This window comes from Streptomyces lienomycini (assembly GCF_027947595.1).
Taxonomy (GTDB): Bacteria; Actinomycetota; Actinomycetes; order Streptomycetales; family Streptomycetaceae; genus Streptomyces; species Streptomyces lienomycini.
In genome coordinates this window covers 666,135-681,559 of the sequence record NZ_CP116257.1, presented here as the reverse complement: position 1 = coordinate 681,559, position 15,425 = coordinate 666,135, and the positions used below count along the sequence as shown (strand labels likewise).

16 protein-coding genes, 3 tRNA genes and 1 pseudogene are annotated in these 15,425 nt (G+C 71.0%); 3 read left to right on the top strand and 17 right to left on the bottom strand.

All coding sequences use genetic code 11. The annotated features are described in order from the left end of the window. Positions 1 to 99: 99 nt before the first annotated feature. The 9 genes and pseudogenes from BJ961_RS03285 to BJ961_RS03245 all read right to left on the bottom strand — a co-directional run bounded on the left by BJ961_RS03285 (position 100) and on the right by BJ961_RS03245 (position 5,608). The gene (locus tag BJ961_RS03285) at positions 100 to 1,155 is read right to left on the bottom strand and encodes a UDP-N-acetylmuramate dehydrogenase (RefSeq protein ID WP_271319810.1); all 1,056 of its coding nucleotides are present in this window, start codon (positions 1,153 to 1,155) and stop codon (positions 100 to 102) included. A 148-nt stretch (positions 1,156 to 1,303) separates the two neighbouring features. After that, positions 1,304 to 1,692 (bottom strand): annotated as a pseudogene (locus BJ961_RS03280) (DUF3291 domain-containing protein). Between the two features lie 41 nt (positions 1,693 to 1,733). Next, the gene (locus BJ961_RS03275; RefSeq protein ID WP_271319809.1) at positions 1,734 to 3,248 is read right to left on the bottom strand and encodes an MFS transporter; all 1,515 of its coding nucleotides are present in this window, start codon (positions 3,246 to 3,248) and stop codon (positions 1,734 to 1,736) included. Positions 3,249 to 3,380: 132 nt separating this feature from the next. After that, entirely contained in the window at positions 3,381 to 3,953 is a 573-nt protein-coding gene (locus BJ961_RS03270) for a TetR/AcrR family transcriptional regulator (protein WP_271319808.1), read from the bottom strand. 208 nt (positions 3,954 to 4,161) lie between these two features. Further along, positions 4,162 to 4,590 (bottom strand): MaoC family dehydratase, encoded by a 429-nt coding sequence (locus BJ961_RS03265; protein WP_271416952.1) that lies wholly within the window; start codon positions 4,588 to 4,590, stop codon positions 4,162 to 4,164. A 19-nt stretch (positions 4,591 to 4,609) separates the two neighbouring features. Next, the gene (locus tag BJ961_RS03260) at positions 4,610 to 5,062 is read right to left on the bottom strand and encodes a MaoC family dehydratase N-terminal domain-containing protein (protein WP_271319807.1); all 453 of its coding nucleotides are present in this window, start codon (positions 5,060 to 5,062) and stop codon (positions 4,610 to 4,612) included. Positions 5,063 to 5,160: 98 nt separating this feature from the next. After that, on the bottom strand, positions 5,161 to 5,325 hold the full coding sequence (gene rpmG, locus BJ961_RS03255; protein WP_003948671.1) for a 50S ribosomal protein L33: 165 nt from the start codon (positions 5,323 to 5,325) through the stop codon (positions 5,161 to 5,163). 91 nt (positions 5,326 to 5,416) lie between these two features. Beyond that, positions 5,417 to 5,489 (bottom strand) — tRNA-Met (locus BJ961_RS03250). A 46-nt stretch (positions 5,490 to 5,535) separates the two neighbouring features. Beyond that, a tRNA-Thr gene (locus BJ961_RS03245) sits at positions 5,536 to 5,608 on the bottom strand. Positions 5,609 to 5,820: 212 nt separating this feature from the next. Between BJ961_RS03245 and BJ961_RS03240 the strand changes: the two genes are divergently transcribed. Continuing rightward, the gene (locus tag BJ961_RS03240) at positions 5,821 to 7,152 is read left to right on the top strand and encodes an amidohydrolase family protein (RefSeq protein ID WP_271319806.1); all 1,332 of its coding nucleotides are present in this window, start codon (positions 5,821 to 5,823) and stop codon (positions 7,150 to 7,152) included. 248 nt (positions 7,153 to 7,400) lie between these two features. Then, complete coding sequence (locus BJ961_RS03235) at positions 7,401 to 8,057, top strand: NAD(P)H-binding protein (protein ID WP_271319805.1); 657 nt, start codon at positions 7,401 to 7,403, stop codon at positions 8,055 to 8,057. A gap of 24 nt (positions 8,058 to 8,081) precedes the next feature. Here the strand turns inward: BJ961_RS03235 and BJ961_RS03230 are convergent, their stop codons facing one another. Continuing rightward, entirely contained in the window at positions 8,082 to 8,300 is a 219-nt protein-coding gene (locus BJ961_RS03230) for a hypothetical protein (RefSeq protein ID WP_271319804.1), read from the bottom strand. A 149-nt stretch (positions 8,301 to 8,449) separates the two neighbouring features. Beyond that, positions 8,450 to 8,531 (bottom strand) — tRNA-Tyr (locus tag BJ961_RS03225). Between the two features lie 235 nt (positions 8,532 to 8,766). Here BJ961_RS03225 and BJ961_RS03220 point away from each other — a divergent pair. Then, the gene (locus tag BJ961_RS03220) at positions 8,767 to 9,255 is read left to right on the top strand and encodes a YajQ family cyclic di-GMP-binding protein (RefSeq protein WP_159329740.1); all 489 of its coding nucleotides are present in this window, start codon (positions 8,767 to 8,769) and stop codon (positions 9,253 to 9,255) included. A 140-nt stretch (positions 9,256 to 9,395) separates the two neighbouring features. On the opposite strand, the gene BJ961_RS03215 is transcribed toward BJ961_RS03220, so the two are convergent. The 6 genes from BJ961_RS03215 to BJ961_RS03190 form a co-directional block, all read right to left on the bottom strand. Next, positions 9,396 to 9,662, bottom strand: a complete 267-nt coding sequence (locus tag BJ961_RS03215; RefSeq protein ID WP_271319803.1) for a GlsB/YeaQ/YmgE family stress response membrane protein — start codon at positions 9,660 to 9,662, stop codon at positions 9,396 to 9,398. A gap of 388 nt (positions 9,663 to 10,050) precedes the next feature. Then, complete coding sequence (locus BJ961_RS03210) at positions 10,051 to 10,677, bottom strand: SMI1/KNR4 family protein (protein ID WP_271319802.1); 627 nt, start codon at positions 10,675 to 10,677, stop codon at positions 10,051 to 10,053. A gap of 89 nt (positions 10,678 to 10,766) precedes the next feature. Next, on the bottom strand, positions 10,767 to 11,180 hold the full coding sequence (locus BJ961_RS03205; RefSeq protein WP_271319801.1) for a YccF domain-containing protein: 414 nt from the start codon (positions 11,178 to 11,180) through the stop codon (positions 10,767 to 10,769). Next, positions 11,177 to 12,040 carry a zinc metalloprotease HtpX gene (htpX, locus tag BJ961_RS03200; RefSeq protein ID WP_271319800.1) on the bottom strand — a complete coding sequence of 288 codons (864 nt, stop codon included), beginning with the start codon at positions 12,038 to 12,040 and terminating at the stop codon, positions 11,177 to 11,179. Before htpX ends, BJ961_RS03205 begins: the two co-directional genes overlap by 4 nt. A gap of 259 nt (positions 12,041 to 12,299) precedes the next feature. Next, positions 12,300 to 13,850: an NADH-quinone oxidoreductase subunit N gene (locus BJ961_RS03195; protein WP_271319799.1), complete on the bottom strand. Its 1,551-nt coding sequence runs from the start codon at positions 13,848 to 13,850 to the stop codon at positions 12,300 to 12,302. Next, on the bottom strand, positions 13,847 to 15,421 hold the full coding sequence (locus tag BJ961_RS03190) for a complex I subunit 4 family protein (RefSeq protein ID WP_271319798.1): 1,575 nt from the start codon (positions 15,419 to 15,421) through the stop codon (positions 13,847 to 13,849). The genes BJ961_RS03195 and BJ961_RS03190 overlap by 4 nt, the downstream gene beginning before the upstream one ends. Positions 15,422 to 15,425: the final 4 nt, after the last annotated feature.

The following is a 15,425-nucleotide window of genomic DNA, read 5'->3' as shown; positions in this document are numbered from 1 at the left end:
GGTGGGCGCAGCGGCGTCCCGCTGCGCCGTGTCGGCTGGGCTTGCTGGGCTGGGCTGGGCTGGGCTGGGCTGGGCTGGGCTGGGCTGGGCTGGGCTGGGCTAGAGGGTGACGCCCACCGTGACCGGTTCGTTGACCAGCGTGACGCCGAAGGCCTCGTGGACCCCGGCGACGACCTCCCGGGCCAGCGCGAGCAGATCCTCGGTGGTCGCCTCGCCGCGGTTGGTGAGGGCGAGGGTGTGCTTGGTGGAGATGCGGGCCGGGCCGGTGCCGTACCCCTTGGTGAAGCCCGCCTTGTCGATCAGCCAGGCCGCGGAGGTCTTGACGCGGCCCTCCCCGGCCGGGAAGGCGGGGGGTTCCGCGGCCTCGCCGAGACGTTCGGCGACGCGCGCGCGGAACGCGGCGAACTGGGCGTCCGTGAGGATCGGGTTGGTGAAGAACGACCCGGCCGACCAGGTGTCGTGGTCCTCGGGGTCCAGCACCATGCCCTTCCCCGCGCGCAGCTTCAGCACCGTTTCCCGGGCGGCCGTCAGCGGCACCCGGTCGCCCGCCTCGGCACCGAGGGCGCGGGCCGTCTCGGCGTAGCGCAGCGGCGCGGAGAGGCCGCCGGCGTCCTCCAGTTCGAAGCGGACCCGCAGGACGACGTACCGGTCGGGCTCGGCCTTGAAGCGGCTGTGGCGGTAGGTGAAGGCGCAGGCGGCGTTGGAGAGGGCGATCGTCTCCCGGTTCCTGCGGTCGTACGCGGTGACCTCGGTGATCGTGGAGGAGACCTCCTGGCCGTACGCGCCGACGTTCTGGATGGGCGTCGCACCCGCCGAGCCGGGGATGCCGGCCAGGCACTCGACACCCGCCAGTCCGGCCTCGACGGTGCGGGCGACGGCGTCGGTCCAGATCTCGCCGGCCGCCAGCTCCAGCGTCGTGCCGTCGAGGGAGAAGCCGCTCGTGGCGATGTGCAGGGCGGTGCCGTCGAAGCCCTTGTCGCCGATGACCAGGTTGGATCCGCCGCCGATGAGCAGCAGCGGCGTGCCGCTGTCGTCGGCCTCGCGGACGGCGGCGATCACCTCGGCGTCGGTCGTGGCCGTGACCAGCCGGGTCGCGGGGCCTCCCAGCCGGAAGGTGGTCAGCGGGGCGAGGGGAGCGTCGTGGAGTTCCTGCACGCGCCCAAGACTACGAGACGGCACCGACAGTCCGGGGCAGCGGGAAAGCACGGGGCCGGGCAACGGGGAAGGCACAGGGGGACCGTCTCGGAGTCGCCCGAACCGGGAACGCCCCGACCGTCCGGCCGGGGCCTCCTCGGGAGTGTCCTCACTTCAGTCGCCTGCGTACCTCCGCCCAGCTCACCGGGAGTGCGTCGCCGGCCGCCGACCAGGAGGCGAACTTCGACTCCCGCGTCTGGGCCGACAGCCCGCGGGGGGTCGGTGCGTGGGCGCCGGCGCGGGCGAAGCCCTTGAGGGCCTCCGGCGACTCCCGGGCGGACAGTGTCCAGAAGGTCCGCTGGTCCGCTTGAAGGGCTCCGCCTTCAGGGAGGCGCCGTACACGCCGGGGGCACTCCGGATCTGGCGCCACACGCCCGGCGTGCGCGCCAGGAACCCGAGCGCTCCCCACAGCGTGCGCGTCTCGAAACGGGAGGCGAAGACGTGGACCTCGGTGGCCCGCGGGGCCCGGTTCGGCACGGTCCAGGGAAGGGTGGGCATGTTCTGCTCCTCTCGCGTCCGGTGCGTTCCGTCCCGCGCGGTCAGTGGGAGGCCGCCCGTGCCGTGGTGGCGAGCGCCGCCCCGGGCGCCGGGGAGGGCTCCGTCGTCGGCGTCGGGCCGGTGCCGGGGGCGTCCGCGGGCGCCGTCTCGTCGGTGCGGCGGCGGGACGGGATCACCAGGGCCGCGACGCCGCCGAGGGCCACCAGCGCGGCGCCCACCGCGACCGCGGGCCGCAGTCCGTCGACGAAGGACTGCGCGGACTCGTAGCCGCCCTGTGCCGCGAAGATCGACGACATGACCGCGACGCCGAGCGCGCCGCCCACCTCGCGCAGGGCGTTGTTGGCGCCCGACGCGACGCCCTGCTCCCGCACCGCGACGCTGGACATCACCAGGGCGGACGCGGGGGCGAAGTACAGGGCCATGCCGATTCCGCTGATGATCAGACCGGGCAGTTGGATCGCGTAGGACGCGTCGGCGGTGATCACGGAGGCGAGGTAGCCGAGACCGGCCGCCTGGAGGAAGAGTCCGGCGGCGACGACCGGGCGGCCTCCGACGCGGTCGGAGAGGATGCCGGCGATCGGTGCGACCAGCATCGGCATGCCCGTCCAGGGCAGCATGCGCAGGCCCGCCTCGGTGGGCGAGTAGCCGAGCACGCCCTGCATGTACTGGCTGAGCAGGAAGATCGAGCCGAACATGCCGAGGAACATCAGCAGGCTCGCCGCGTTGACGCCGGAGAAGGCACGAGAGCGGAAGAGCCGCATCGGGAGCATGGGGTTCTTGGCGCGGGTGCCGTAGAGGACGAAGCCGACCAGCAGTGCGGCCCCGGCGAGGAGCGAGGTCAGCACGACGGCACCGGTCCAGCCGTCGACGGGTCCGCGGACCAGTCCGTAGACGATGCCGAAGAGTCCGCCGCTGGCGAGCAGTGTGCCGGGGATGTCGAGCCGGGCGCCGGGGCCGTGCGACTCGGCGAGGCGGAGCCGGGCGAGGGGCAGCAGGGCCAGCCCCAGCGGAACGTTCAGCCAGAAGATCCACTGCCAGGAGATGTGTTCGGTGAGGCTGCCGCCGACCAGCGGGCCGGAAGCCACCGCGAGCCCGTTGACGGCGCCCCAGATGCCGTACGCCATGCCGCGGCGTTCGGCGGGCACGGCGGCGGTCAGCAGGGTCAGGGTGAGCGGCATCATGATCGCCGCGCCGACCCCCTGAACCGCGCGGGCCGCGATGAGCGAGTCGATGCCGGGCGCCATGGCCGCGGCGGCGGAGGCGGCGGTGAAGACGGTGATGCCGACGAGGAAGAGCCGGCGTCGGCCGAACCGGTCGCCGAGGGCGGCGCCGAACATCAGGAGGACGGCGAAGGTGAGCGTGTAGGCGCTGACGGTCCATTCCAGGTCGTGCAGCGCTCCGCCCAGGTCCTCGCGGATGGAGGGCAGGGCGGTGGTGACGACGAGATTGTCCAGGGCCGCCATGAATCCGGCGACGCTGGTGATGACGAGGGCCCAGACCGCTCCCCCACCGAGTCCGTTCCGCTGTGTGCCGCGCTGCGGCGTCTGCTGTGACATCTCTCCCCCAGAGGGTGTGCACTGCCTGTTGACGTGTGGCCGCGCCATGTGTGGTCCACGTCGGGTTAGTAATTGATGACTAACTTTCGAGGTCATGCAGGAGCGCGCGCCCCTCCCGCAGCCCCGGTGCTCCTACGCCTCTTCCTGGTAGCGGTGGAACCGCGTCGTGACGGAAAGCCCCTCCCAGATCCGGTGCTCCGGCGGGAAGCCCATGCCGGCCAGGGTGTTGATGAGCATGCCGTACGCCATGAAGCTGGTCGTCTCGTCGACGTCGCCGCCGAGGGGCACCCGCACGGCGTCCCACAGCTCCAGCCAGCCCTTGCGCACCATCTCGCCGAACTCGTGGTCCCCGGCCGCCTCGGCCGCCGCGACCGCGACGTACACCTGCAACTGCATCTGCAGCTTCTCGGGCTGCTCGGCGATCAGCCGCCCGTAGGCCACGGCCATGGCGTGCAGGGCCTCTTCGCCGTGCAGCCCCTCGGACGCCTCCTCCAAGACCCGGCGCGTGTCCTGCAGACACCGCTCCGCCACCGCGAGGAAGATCGCCTTCTTTCCCGGGAAGAGCCGGAAGAGGTACGGCTGGGAGACTCCCACCCGCTTGGCGATGGCCTCCGTGGATGTGCCGTAGAAGCCACCCCGGGCGAACTCGCTCGTCGCCGCGCGGACGACGCTTTCGCGCCGCTCCTCTGCGCTCATCCTGACCATGAGAAGTAAGTTAGTACTCAATCACTAACTCCGTCAAGGCGTTCAAGGCGTCTCCCGCGATTCCGAGTCGCCGGACGCGAGGCGCCGCTGCCGGGCACGGCTGCCGCGCGCGGCGGCCAGGGTGGGCGAACAGCGGTAAGGGGCGTCCTCCTCGTCCTCCAGTGGAAGACGAGGGAGGACACCCCTTGGCGGCTCGTACGCGACCGGGTCAGCCCAGTCGTACGACCGCCCGGGACATGCCGAGGACCTTCTGGCCGGCGCTGGTGGCCGTGAGGTCGACGCGGACGGTGTTGTCGTCGAGCTTGGCCCCCACCTTGCCGCTGACCTCGATCACGGCGCCCCGGTCGTCGTTCGGGACGACGACGGGCCTGGTGAAGCGGACGCCGTACTCCACGACCGCGCCCGGGTCCCCGGTCCAGTCGGTGACGACGCGGATCGCCTCGGCCATGGTGAACATGCCGTGCGCGATGACGTCCGGCAGGCCGACCTCTTTGGCGAACTTCTCGTTCCAGTGGATCGGGTTGAAGTCGCCGGAGGCACCCGCGTACCGCACGAGCGTGGCGCGGTCCACGGGGAAGCTCTGCGGAGGCAGTTCGGTGCCGACCTCGACGTCGCTGTACGCGATCTTCGCCTTCACGGGCTGCGTCATGGGATGCTCACGCCTCCTCGGCCGCACGGGCCACGAGCTTGGTCCAGGCGGTCACGACGTGCTCGCCGGCCTCGTCGTGAACCTCGCCGCGGATGTCCAGGATGTCGTTGCCCGCCATCGACTTGATCGCCTCGATCGTCGAGGTGACCGTGAGCCGGTCTCCCGCCCGCACCGGGCGGACGTAGGAGAACTTCTGGTCACCGTGCACCACCCGGCTGTAGTCCAGACCGAGCTGCGGGTCCTGGACGACCTGACCGGCCGCCTTGAACGTGATCGAGAACACGAAGGTGGGCGGCGCGATCACATCCGGATGGCCGAGCGCCTTCGCGGCCTCGGTGTCGGTGTACGCCGGGTTGGTGTCCCCCACCGCCTCCGCGAACTCGCGGATCTTCTCCCGGCCCACCTCGTAGGGCTCGGTGGGCGGATAGGCCCGCCCCACGAACGACTGGTCGAGCGCCATGGGCTCGGCACCTCCTGCTGTCTGTCTGTCTGACTGGCCTACGAAACGACGTGAGGCCGTCCCCGAGAATCGGGAACGGCCTCACGTACGAGCCTGATTTATCGCGTTTCGCGGTGCGCGGTGTGCGCGTTGCAACGCGGGCAGTGCTTCTTCATCTCCAGTCGGTCCGGGTTGTTACGCCGGTTCTTCTTGGTGATGTAGTTCCGCTCCTTGCACTCCACGCAGGCCAGCGTGATCTTCGGGCGGACGTCGGTGGCAGCCACGTGAGTGCACTCCTTGACGAACGGATTGATGGTATTAACGCAGGAAAGAGTAGCCGATTGAAGGACCGACCCCGCAATCGGCTACTGAAAGTAGCGGTGACCGGACTTGAACCGGTGACACAGCGATTATGAGCCGCTTGCTCTACCGACTGAGCTACACCGCTGTGATGCGATCGGGCCCCGCCTTGCGACGGGAACCTCTCACACCAGAGCCCCAAAACGGAATCGAACCGTTGACCTTCTCCTTACCATGGAGACGCTCTGCCGACTGAGCTATTGGGGCGAGCGATGAAGACATTACACGGTCGCCCGCCGTTCGCCCAAATCCGTTTCGCCGCCCCTGCCCCGTCCCGTCCCGACCACCCGGAGACGGCGGACCGCACCGGTACGACTATTGCGCTCCTCCGCGCCACGGGCTGATCACCGTCCTAGGCTCGTCTCACTCTGCGTGATCTTGCGTCCCCCACTGCGCAGCCCCGAGCCCAGAGGAGCGAGATGCCCGACAGCCAGCCGCAGCCGCCCCACTCGCCCTCCCCCTCGGGCCCCGTCGGCCGCGGCTCGCTGTTGCTCGCCGGGGCTCGGCTCACCGACGGCCGGACCGTGGACGTACGGCTCCACGGCGGCCGTATCGAGGCGGTCGGCACGGCCGGCAGCCTCACCCCGGGCCGCCCCCTCGGCAGCCTCACCCCGGGGCGTGCTCCCGGCCCCGGCACCCGCCTGGACCTCGGCGGCTACCTGCTCCTGCCCGCCCCCGCCGATCCCCACGTCCACGCCGACACGGCGCTCACCGCGGACACCCCGGGCCCCGTCTCCGACGACCCCGAGGACGTCCAGCGCCGGGCCACCGAGGCCGCCCTGCTCCAGCTGGGACACGGGGCCACCGCGCTGCGGGCGCACGTGCGGGTGGGCGACGTTCCGGGGCTGGGGGCGCTGACTGCCGTACTGCGGGCCCGGCGCTCGCTGCACGGGCTCACGGAACTGACCGCGGTGGCGATGCCGAGGGTGCTGACCGGAGTGGCGGGCGCCGACGGGCTGGCGATACTGCGGGACGCGCTCAAGATGGGCGCGGACGTGGTGGGCGGATGCCCGGACCTCGACCCCGATCCGGCAGGGTACGTGGAGGCGGTCCTGGAGGTCGCCGCCGAGCACGGCCGCCCCGTCGACCTGCACACGGACGCCGCCGATCCGGCCCGGCTGGCCCGCCTGGCGGCCATGGCGGGCGGACTGCGCCCCGGCGTGGCCATCGGTCCCTGCGACGGCCTGGGCCGGCTGCCCGCCGACACGGTATCCCGGGCCGCGGACCAGCTCGCGGCGGCCGGGGTCACGGTGGTCTGCCTGCCGCAGGGCGCCTGCGGTGCCGTGGACCACCCGGACGGCACGGCTCCGGTACGGCTGCTGCGGTCGGCCGGGGTGCGGGTCGCCGCCGGGAGCGGCGCGCTGCGGGACGTGTCCCACCCGGTCGGGCGTGGCGACCCGCTGGATGCGGCCTACCTGCTGGCCTCACGCCACGGGCTGCGCCCCGAGGAGGCGTACGACGCGGTGAGCACGGCGGCACGGGAGGCCCTCGGCCTGCCCGAGGTACGAGTGGAGGCGGGTTTCCCGGCCGAACTCGTCGCCGTACGCGGGGACCGGCTGGCGGGCGCGCTGTCCCTCGCGTACAGCCGGATCGTGGTGCACCGGGGGCGCGTGGTGGCGCGGACCAGCGCGGTACGGGAGTACGGCGACTCGACCGCCTCGACGGACCTGGGGCTGCCCCGGCAGGGGCGCGGCGGGCAGGGGCGGCGAGACGGCCGAGACGGCCGTGACGGGCGCGGGGACCTGGCCTGAGGCCTCCTGGCCTGAGGCCTCCTGGGGAGAAGGCCCGCTGGGGAGAGGGCCCGCGAGAGAGGCCGGCGGGAGGGAATACGTGGGTGAAGCCCTGTGAGGGAGGCCCGTAAGGGAGGCCCGTGAGGAATGTCTGTGGGGAGACCTTGTGGGAGCGGCCCGGTGGGGAGCGGGCTGGGCGCCGAGGTGGTGCGACGCGGGCGGTCGAAGTCGTGCGGCGCGGACGGCCGTCGGGGCGTACGGTCGAAGGCATGCGCATTGTCATCGCTGGTGGTCATGGTCAGATCGCGCTGCGGCTGGAGCGGTTGCTCGCCGCGCGCGGTGACGAGGTGGCGGGCATCATCCGCAAGGCCGAGCAGGCCGACGATCTGCGGGCGGCCGGCGCCGAACCGATCGTGCTGGACCTGGAGTCGGCCTCGGTCGAGGAGGTGGCGGAGCGGTTGCGGGGTGCCGACGCGGCCGTCTTCGCGGCGGGCGCGGGCCCCGGCAGCGGGGCGGCCCGCAAGGACACGGTGGACAAGGCGGCGGCGGTCCTCTTCGCGGACGCTGCGGTCCTGGCGGGCGTACGGCGCCTCGTGGTCGTGTCGTCCATGGGCGCCGACTCCCGGCACGAAGGCGACGAGATCTTCGACGTCTACCTGCGCGCCAAGGGCGAGGCGGACGCGTACGTCGGTTCGCTGGACGCGTTGGACTGGACGATCCTGCGCCCCGGCTCCCTGACGGACGAGGCGGGCACGGGCCTCGTCCGCCTGGAGGCCCACACCGGCCGCGGCCCCGTCCCGCGCGACGACGTCGCCGCCGTCCTGGCGGAACTGGTCGACACCCCGGCCACGAACGGCCTGACGCTGGAGCTGATCAGCGGTTCGACGCCCGCGTCGGTGGCGGTGAAGTCGGTGGCCGGGAACTGAGGGCCGCGCGGAGCGGACGTCCGGTCAGAACAGGGGCAGCTGCCCGGGGAAGTCGGGGACGAGGTACCCGTCCAAGGACGGCTGAGCCGCACCGAGTTGCGCCGGCCGACGCGAACCCGGGCAGGACACCAGGTCACCACTCCCCCGCGCACCCGGCGGGTCATGACGCGCGTACCGCCCGGCGACGACGGCGATCTCGCGACGGCACTCGGGGCAGATCCTGCGGCGGGAGGACGACACCATGACACCAGTCTGCCCCCGCCCCACACCCCCCGAGGCCACGCCCCAGCCCCGCCCCAGCCCCCTCTTCCCGGCCACCAGGACGTCACCCCATGACGAAGGGCCCCGTGACCTGCCATTAAGACAGGTCACGGGGCCCTTTCGTTCCCGTGTGGCGGCGCCAGGATTCGAACCTGGGAAGGCTGAGCCGGCAGATTTACAGTCTGCTCCCTTTGGCCGCTCGGGCACACCGCCGGGGTTCGCTGCCCTTCGAACCGCCTTTCGGTGGTGCTCCGTGGCAACGACGTAAACAATACCTGATGTGGCGGGGTGCTTCGCCACCCGATTGATCGCCGCCCGGGGTGCGGCGGGTGACTAGGCTTGTCCGGATGCGGCCGAGGACCCTGCGGGGCCCGGTGGCCGTCGACGTATGCCGGTACGGACCCGATACGCGGCCCGACACGCACCCAGATACAAGGAGCCACAGGACATGGCCGACTCCAGTTTCGACATCGTCTCGAAGGTCGAGCGGCAGGAGGTCGACAACGCCCTCAACCAGGCCGCCAAGGAGATCTCGCAGCGCTACGACTTCAAGGGCGTGGGGGCCTCGATCTCGTGGTCCGGGGAGAAGATCCTCATGGAGGCCAACTCCGAGGACCGGGTGAGCGCAGTCCTCGACGTCTTCCAGTCCAAGCTGATCAAGCGCGGCATCTCGCTCAAGGCTCTGGACGCGGGCGAGCCCCAGCTCTCCGGCAAGGAGTACAAGATCTTCGCGTCGATCGAGGAGGGCATTTCCCAGGACAACGCGAAGAAGGTGGCCAAGCTCATCCGCGACGAGGGCCCCAAGGGCGTGAAGGCCCAGGTGCAGGGCGAGGAACTGCGGGTCTCCTCGAAGAGCCGGGACGACCTGCAGACCGTGATCGCCCTGCTGAAGGGCCAGGACTTCGACTTCGCGCTGCAGTTCGTGAACTACCGGTGACCTGCTGAGCCGGTGACCTGCTGAGCCGGTGACCTGCTGAGCCGAGGACACGGTGGCGCACAGGTCCCCGTCGGCCCTCCGTCGGCGGAAAGGGTGGGCACCCGGCGGTGCCCACCCTTTCCGTTCGCGGTCCGCGCGTGTCAGTCGCGCGAGTTGCCGAACAGGAGCCGGTAGGCGACCAGGAGCACGAGGGAACCGCCGATCGCGGCCGCCCAGGTGGCACCGTCGTAGAAGTCCTTGCTGATCGGGTGGTCCAGCCAGCGGGCCGATATCCAGCCGCCGATGAACGCACCGGCGATGCCGATGACGGTGGTTCCTATGAACCCGCCCGGGTCGCGGCCCGGCAGCAGGAACTTGGCGATGGCTCCGGCAAAAAGTCCGAGGATGATCCAGCCGATGACGGTCATGCCGTGATCCTGCCCTTTCTCGCTGTGCCCGCGCTGTCCCAGTGCCGTGGGCTCGTTCCTCCGCGGTGTTCATGTCTTCTTGGTGGGGAGGACGTTCCGACCGCGCCCGGTGGTTGCGCTGATCAGGCTGATCAGTGCGGTGCGCCGCCATGACACCCGCGGATTCGGCACTGCGTCGGACCCGGCGGGCTGGGCGATGCTGCCGTCGTGGGGCTCGGCTCCGTGACCGGTGCCGGGCTCTTCACCGCCCCGCCCTCGCCGTGGCAGCCGTCGTCGCCTACTGCAACGCCATGTCCCCGGCCCGGCCCGGCCGGCCGGTATCCGGCCTCGGGAGACACGTAGGTCCATGGGCACGGGGCAGCGGCTCGGCGAGCCTGGCGTCGGCACCTCACGTCCTGTGGGAGCGGCTCGGTCCGTTCGTCTCAGGGGGTCTCAGGGTCTGTGCGGGCGCAGCGGCGGTCCCTCTCCCCGCGCGTAGGGGGAAGTCGGCCCACGGGGTCGGCTCCGGTCCCTCGTTGGCCTCCTCGTACCAGCCCGTGCCGTCGACCCAGTTGCGCAGCCAGTCCGTGAGGCTCGGGGCGTCGACGTACCAGGCGTGGTCGACGTCACCGGCGTTGGGCTCGAAGAGCAGGACGGTGGCCTGTGGGGAGCGGCAGTCGACGCACGCGTACATCGCGCAGCCCCAGTGGGATATCGGGAGGACGCCCTCGGGCCAGGGCCAGTCGGGGTCCTTGTCGCCGTCGTCGCGGTTGGCGAGGTACTGGACGACGGCGGCGGGCTCGCCGGCGGGCGGGCTGTCGAGCAGAGGCAGCAGACCGTATTCCGGGCCGAATCCGCCGTCCCCTATGCGCAGGTACAGCTCGGCGAGCAGCGAGGGGAGCGGGAAGCCCAGGGCGGCCTCGGCCCGGCCGGGCGCCGCTCCGTCCACGGGCTCGGGCAGGGAGTCCCAGCCCCACGGGCGGACGTCCCGCGCCTTGGCGGCCACCCGTTCCAACAACTGCTCGATCTCGGTCATGGATTCATGATGCAGGCCGCCACTGACATCCGGGCGGGCCTGTGGACAACCCGGAAGTTGTGGACAACGGGGTTGAACGACGAGGGTGTCTACCAGCCGGTCCGCTGCGTGGGACCGGCCGTGAACGGCTGGTCCGTCCGCACGATCTCGCGCCCCAGCGGGAGCAGTGAGACGGGGATCAGCTTGAAGTTGGCGATGCCGAGCGGGATGCCGATGATCGTGACGCACAGCGCGATACCGGTGACGATGTGGCCGAGGGCCAGCCACCAGCCCGCCAGGATGAGCCAGAGCGCGTTGCCGATGCAGGAGGGGGCTCCGGCGTCGCGGCGCTCGACCGCGCTGTACCCGAAGGGCCACAAGGCGTAGACGCCGATGCGGAAGGCCGCTATGCCGAACGGGATGCCGATGATCGTGATGCAGAGCAGCGCGCCCGCGAACAGATAGCCGAGGAACAGCCAGAAGCCGCTGAGCACGAGCCAAATGACGTTGAGGATGGTCTTCACTGCTGGCGACCTGCCATCTTCTCGAGTCGGGAGATTCGCTCCGCCATCGGCGGGTGGGTGGAGAACATCTTCGACAGCCCCTGGCCCGGACGGAAGGGGTTGGCGATCATCATGTGGCTGGCGCTCTCGATCCGGGGCTCGGGGGGCAGCGGAAGCTGCTTCGTGCCGAGTTCGAGTTTGCGCAGGGCGCCCGCGAGGGCCAGCGGGTCGCCGGTGAGCTGGGCGCCGAAAGCGTCGGCCTCGTACTCCCGGGAGCGGCTGATCGCCAGTTGGATGACGGTGGCCGCGAGTGGTCCGAGAAGCATGATGAGGAGCATGCCCAGCAGACCGGGTCCGTCATCGTCGTTCGACCGCCCGATGGGGATCAGCCAGGCGAAGTTGACCAGGAACATGATCACGGAGGCGAGGGCGCCGGCGACGGAGGAGATGAGGATGTCTCGGTTGTAGACATGGCTGAGTTCGTGTCCGATGACGCCGCGCAGCTCGCGTTCGTCGAGCAGGCGCATGATGCCCTCGGTGCAGCACACGGCGGCGTTGCGCGGGTTGCGGCCGGTCGCGAAGGCGTTGGGTGCCTCCGTCGGCGAGATGTACAGGCGGGGCATCGGCTGGCGGGCCTGGGTGGAGAGCTCGCGCACCATGCGGTACAGCGCCGGGGCCTCGAACTCGCTGACCGGCCGGGCGCGCATCGCGCGAAGGGCGAGCTTGTCGCTGTTCCAGTACGCGTACGCATTGGTGCCCAGGGCAACGAGGACGGCGACGACAAGCCCCGCTCGGCCGAAGAAGCTGCCGATGACGATGATGAGCGCGGACAGTCCCCCGAGGAGTACTGCGGTCCTGAGCCCGTTGTGCCGGCGGTGCACGGTACGCCCTCCAAGTGGTGCAGCAGGGGAACCCTTTGCTTGCTGATCTCGCTCGCTGTGGTTGCTTCCTGGTCTCCGACGCCACCGGTGCCGTGGTGACACGTCCAGTGGACCCTTCCCTACTGGTCAACGCCAGGCGGAGGCGTCCAGTTCCCCGGCGCCCTGAGCGGCGCGTGTACTCCGTACGAGTGACGGCCTCGGCGGGGGCACGCGCGCGTGGGGCCGGGTGCCGCACGCGCGTGGGGGTGAACCGGTGCGTTCAGAAGAGCCCGGTGCCGGCGAAGCGCAGGATCAGCTGGGGTGCTCCGGACAGGGCGACGGCGAGGAGCGCGGTCACGGTCATCGCGGCCGTGAGGGGGACGGGCACGCGGTGGGCGGCGGTCGCCCCCTCGGGGGCCCGGAACAGCAGAGCCGTCCATTGGAGGTAGTAGAACAGCGCGATCACGACGTTGGCGGCCATGACGACGGCCAGCCAGCCGAGTCCGGCGTCGACGGCCGCGGAGAAGACCGTGACCTTGGCGAAGAGGCCGATGACGCCGGGCGGCAGACCGGCGAGGCACAGCAGGAAGAACCCCAGGAGCAGGGCGGTCAGCGGACGGGAGGCGTACAGGCCGCGGTAGTCGGCCACCCGGTTCAGGGGCCTCGTACGGCCCACGAGCGCGGCCACCGCGAAGGCACCGAGGTTCACCGCGGCGTACATGAGCGCGTAGGCGACGGTGGAGCCGATCGAGTGCTCGGGGTCGTCGGAGTACGCGGCGGCGGCGATCGGCACCAGGAGGTAGCCGGCCTGGCCGACGGACGACCACGCGAGCAGACGTACCGCGCTGTACGCGCGCGTGGCCTGCTGCCGGAGCGCTCCGACGTTGCCGACGGTCATGGTGAGCGCGGCGAGTGCCGCGAGGGCGGGGCCCCAGACGTGGGCGTAGGAGGGGAGGGCGACGACGGTGACGAGGATGAGGCCGGAGAAGCCGACCGCCTTGCCCACCACGGACAGGTAGGCCGCGATCGGGAGGGGGGCGCCCACGTAGGTCTCGGGCACCCAGAAGTGGAAGGGCACGGCGGCCGTCTTGAAGGCGAAGCCGACGAGGGTGAGGACGACGCCGGTCTGGGCGAGCGTGGTGAGCTGCCCGTCGACGTGCTGGATGCGGTCGGCCACCTGGGTGAGGTAGAGGGTGCCGGTGGTGGCGTACACGAAGCTGATGCCCATGAGGCTGACCGCGGTGGCGGTGACCGAGGACAGGAAGAACTTCAGCGCCGCTTCGGAGGACCTGCGGTCGCCCTGGCGCAGGCCGACGAGGGCGAAGGCGGGCAGGGAGGCGACTTCCAGGGCGACGATCAGGGTCGCGAGGTCGCGGGAGGCGGGCAGGAGGGCGGCGCCGGCCGCGGAGGAGAGGAGCAGGAACCAGTACTCGCCCTCGGGCAGCCCCCGGTCGGCGTCCTTCACGGCGGTGATCGAGAGGAGGGCGGTCAGGAGGGCGCCGCCGAGGACCAGGAACTGGATGGCGAGGGTGAAGGTGTCCGCGGTGTAGCTGCAGACGCCGGGTTGGCCGTTCCGGCAGAACGTCGAGCGGTCGCCGTTCACGAGGGGCAGCAGCATGAGGGCGGAGGCGGCGAGTCCGGCGACCGAGATCCAGCCGAGGAGGGGTTTGCGGGCGTCCTTCACGAACAGGTCCGTGACGAGGACGACGAGTCCGACGACGGCCGTGATGGTGGGTGGCGCGACGGCGAGCCAGTCGACGGACTGGACGAGGTTCTGGGCCAGGGGCTGCGCCAGGGCCGCCTCGGCGAGGGGCTGGGCCGGGGAGCTCATCGGGTGCCTCCTGAGAGGAGCTGCTGCACGGCCGGGTCGGTCAGCCCCAGGAGGGTCCTGGGCCACAGCCCGGCGACGACGGTGAGGGCGACGAGCGGGGTCCAGGCGGCGAACTCGTAGGTGCGCACGTCGGCGAGGTGCGGGGCTTCCTGCGGTACGGCGCCCATGCAGACGCGGCGGACCACGATCAGCATGTACGCGGCGGTCAGCAGGGTGCCGAAGGCGGCGATCGCCATGAAGGTGAGGAAGGCGGGGCGGTTGAGGTCGTCGTGCGGGTCGAAGGCGCCGAACAGGGCGAGCATCTCGCCCCAGAATCCGGCCAGGCCCGGCAGGCCCAGTGAGGCGACCGCGGCGAAGGCGAGCAGGCCCCCGAGACGCGGCGCCTTGCCGTACAGGGCCGCTCCGGTCTTCTCGGCGAGGGTGTCGAGGTCGGTGGTGCCGGTGCGGTCCTTGAGCGCGCCGACCAGGAAGAAGAGCAGACCGGTGATGAGTCCGTGGGCGATGTTGGCGAACAGGGCGCCGTTCACGCCGGTCGGTGTCATGGTCGCGACGCCGAGCAGGACGAAGCCCATGTGGCCGACGGAGGAGTAGGCGATGAGGCGCTTGAGGTCGCCCTTCGCGCCTCTTCTGGCGAGGGCCAGGCAGGCCAGGGAGCCGTAGATGATGCCGACCACGGCGAAGGCCGCGAGGTAGGGCGCGAAGGTGCGGAACCCGTCCGGCGCCGCCGGGAGCAGGATGCGAATGAAACCGTACGTGCCCATCTTCAGCAGGACCCCGGCGAGCAGGACCGAGCCGACGGTCGGAGCGGCCGTGTGCGCGTCGGGCAGCCAGCTGTGCAGCGGCCACATCGGGGCCTTCACCGCGAGCCCGAGCCCGATCGCCAGAACGGCGGTGACCTGCACGGATGTGGTCAGTGACCGGCCGTTGTCAGTGGCGAGTGCCACCATGTCGAATGTGCCCGCCGTGATTCCGATCAGGAGCAGGCCCAGCAGCATGACGACGGAGCCGAGGAGCGTGAAGAGGATGAACTTCCAGGCGGCCGCGGCCCGTCCCTCGCCGCCCCAGCGGGCGATGAGGAAGTACATCGGGATGAGGACCGTCTCGAAGGCGAGGAAGAACAGGATCAGATCGAGGACCGCGAAGGTCGCGAGAGTGCCGGACTCGAGGACGAGCAGCAGCGCGACGAAGGCCTTCGGGCTCGGTCCCGCGGGCATCTTGAAGTACGAGTAGAGCGCGCAGAGGAAGGTCAGCAGCGCGGTCAGGACCAGCAGGGGGAGGGAAATGCCGTCGATGCCGAGGTGGATGCGCACGTCGAGTGCGGGGATCCAGCTGATGTCCGTGCTGGCCTGCATCTTCGACGGATGGTCGTGGTCGAAACCGAGCACGAGGACGATCGCGGCGATCAGGACGACGCCGGTGACGGTGACACCGTGCCGGAGTACGGCCTGCTCGGGTGACTTCCCCTTCAGTCCGGGCGGGGCCGGCAGCAGAGCGGCGGCGGCACCGAGGAGCGGGCCGACGACGACGAACGCGAGAAGGAACTGCATCACGGACTCGTTGATATCGATCACGCCT

Bases quoted from the DNA above. Each gene is read 5' to 3' on its own strand.
- BJ961_RS03275 (WP_271319809.1), bottom strand. From the start codon at position 3,248: ATGTCACAGCAGACGCCGCAGCGCGGCACACAGCGGAACGGACTCGGT.
- BJ961_RS03270 (WP_271319808.1), bottom strand. From the start codon at position 3,953: ATGGTCAGGATGAGCGCAGAGGAGCGGCGCGAAAGCGTCGTCCGCGCG.
- BJ961_RS03260 (WP_271319807.1), bottom strand. From the start codon at position 5,062: ATGGCGCTCGACCAGTCGTTCGTGGGGCGGGCCTATCCGCCCACCGAG.
- BJ961_RS03240 (WP_271319806.1), top strand. From the start codon at position 5,821: ATGCCCGACAGCCAGCCGCAGCCGCCCCACTCGCCCTCCCCCTCGGGC.
- BJ961_RS03235 (WP_271319805.1), top strand. From the start codon at position 7,401: ATGCGCATTGTCATCGCTGGTGGTCATGGTCAGATCGCGCTGCGGCTG.
- BJ961_RS03230 (WP_271319804.1), bottom strand. From the start codon at position 8,300: ATGGTGTCGTCCTCCCGCCGCAGGATCTGCCCCGAGTGCCGTCGCGAG.
- BJ961_RS03220 (WP_159329740.1), top strand. From the start codon at position 8,767: ATGGCCGACTCCAGTTTCGACATCGTCTCGAAGGTCGAGCGGCAGGAG.
- BJ961_RS03215 (WP_271319803.1), bottom strand. From the start codon at position 9,662: ATGACCGTCATCGGCTGGATCATCCTCGGACTTTTTGCCGGAGCCATC.
- BJ961_RS03210 (WP_271319802.1), bottom strand. From the start codon at position 10,677: ATGACCGAGATCGAGCAGTTGTTGGAACGGGTGGCCGCCAAGGCGCGG.
- BJ961_RS03195 (WP_271319799.1), bottom strand. From the start codon at position 13,850: ATGAGCTCCCCGGCCCAGCCCCTCGCCGAGGCGGCCCTGGCGCAGCCC.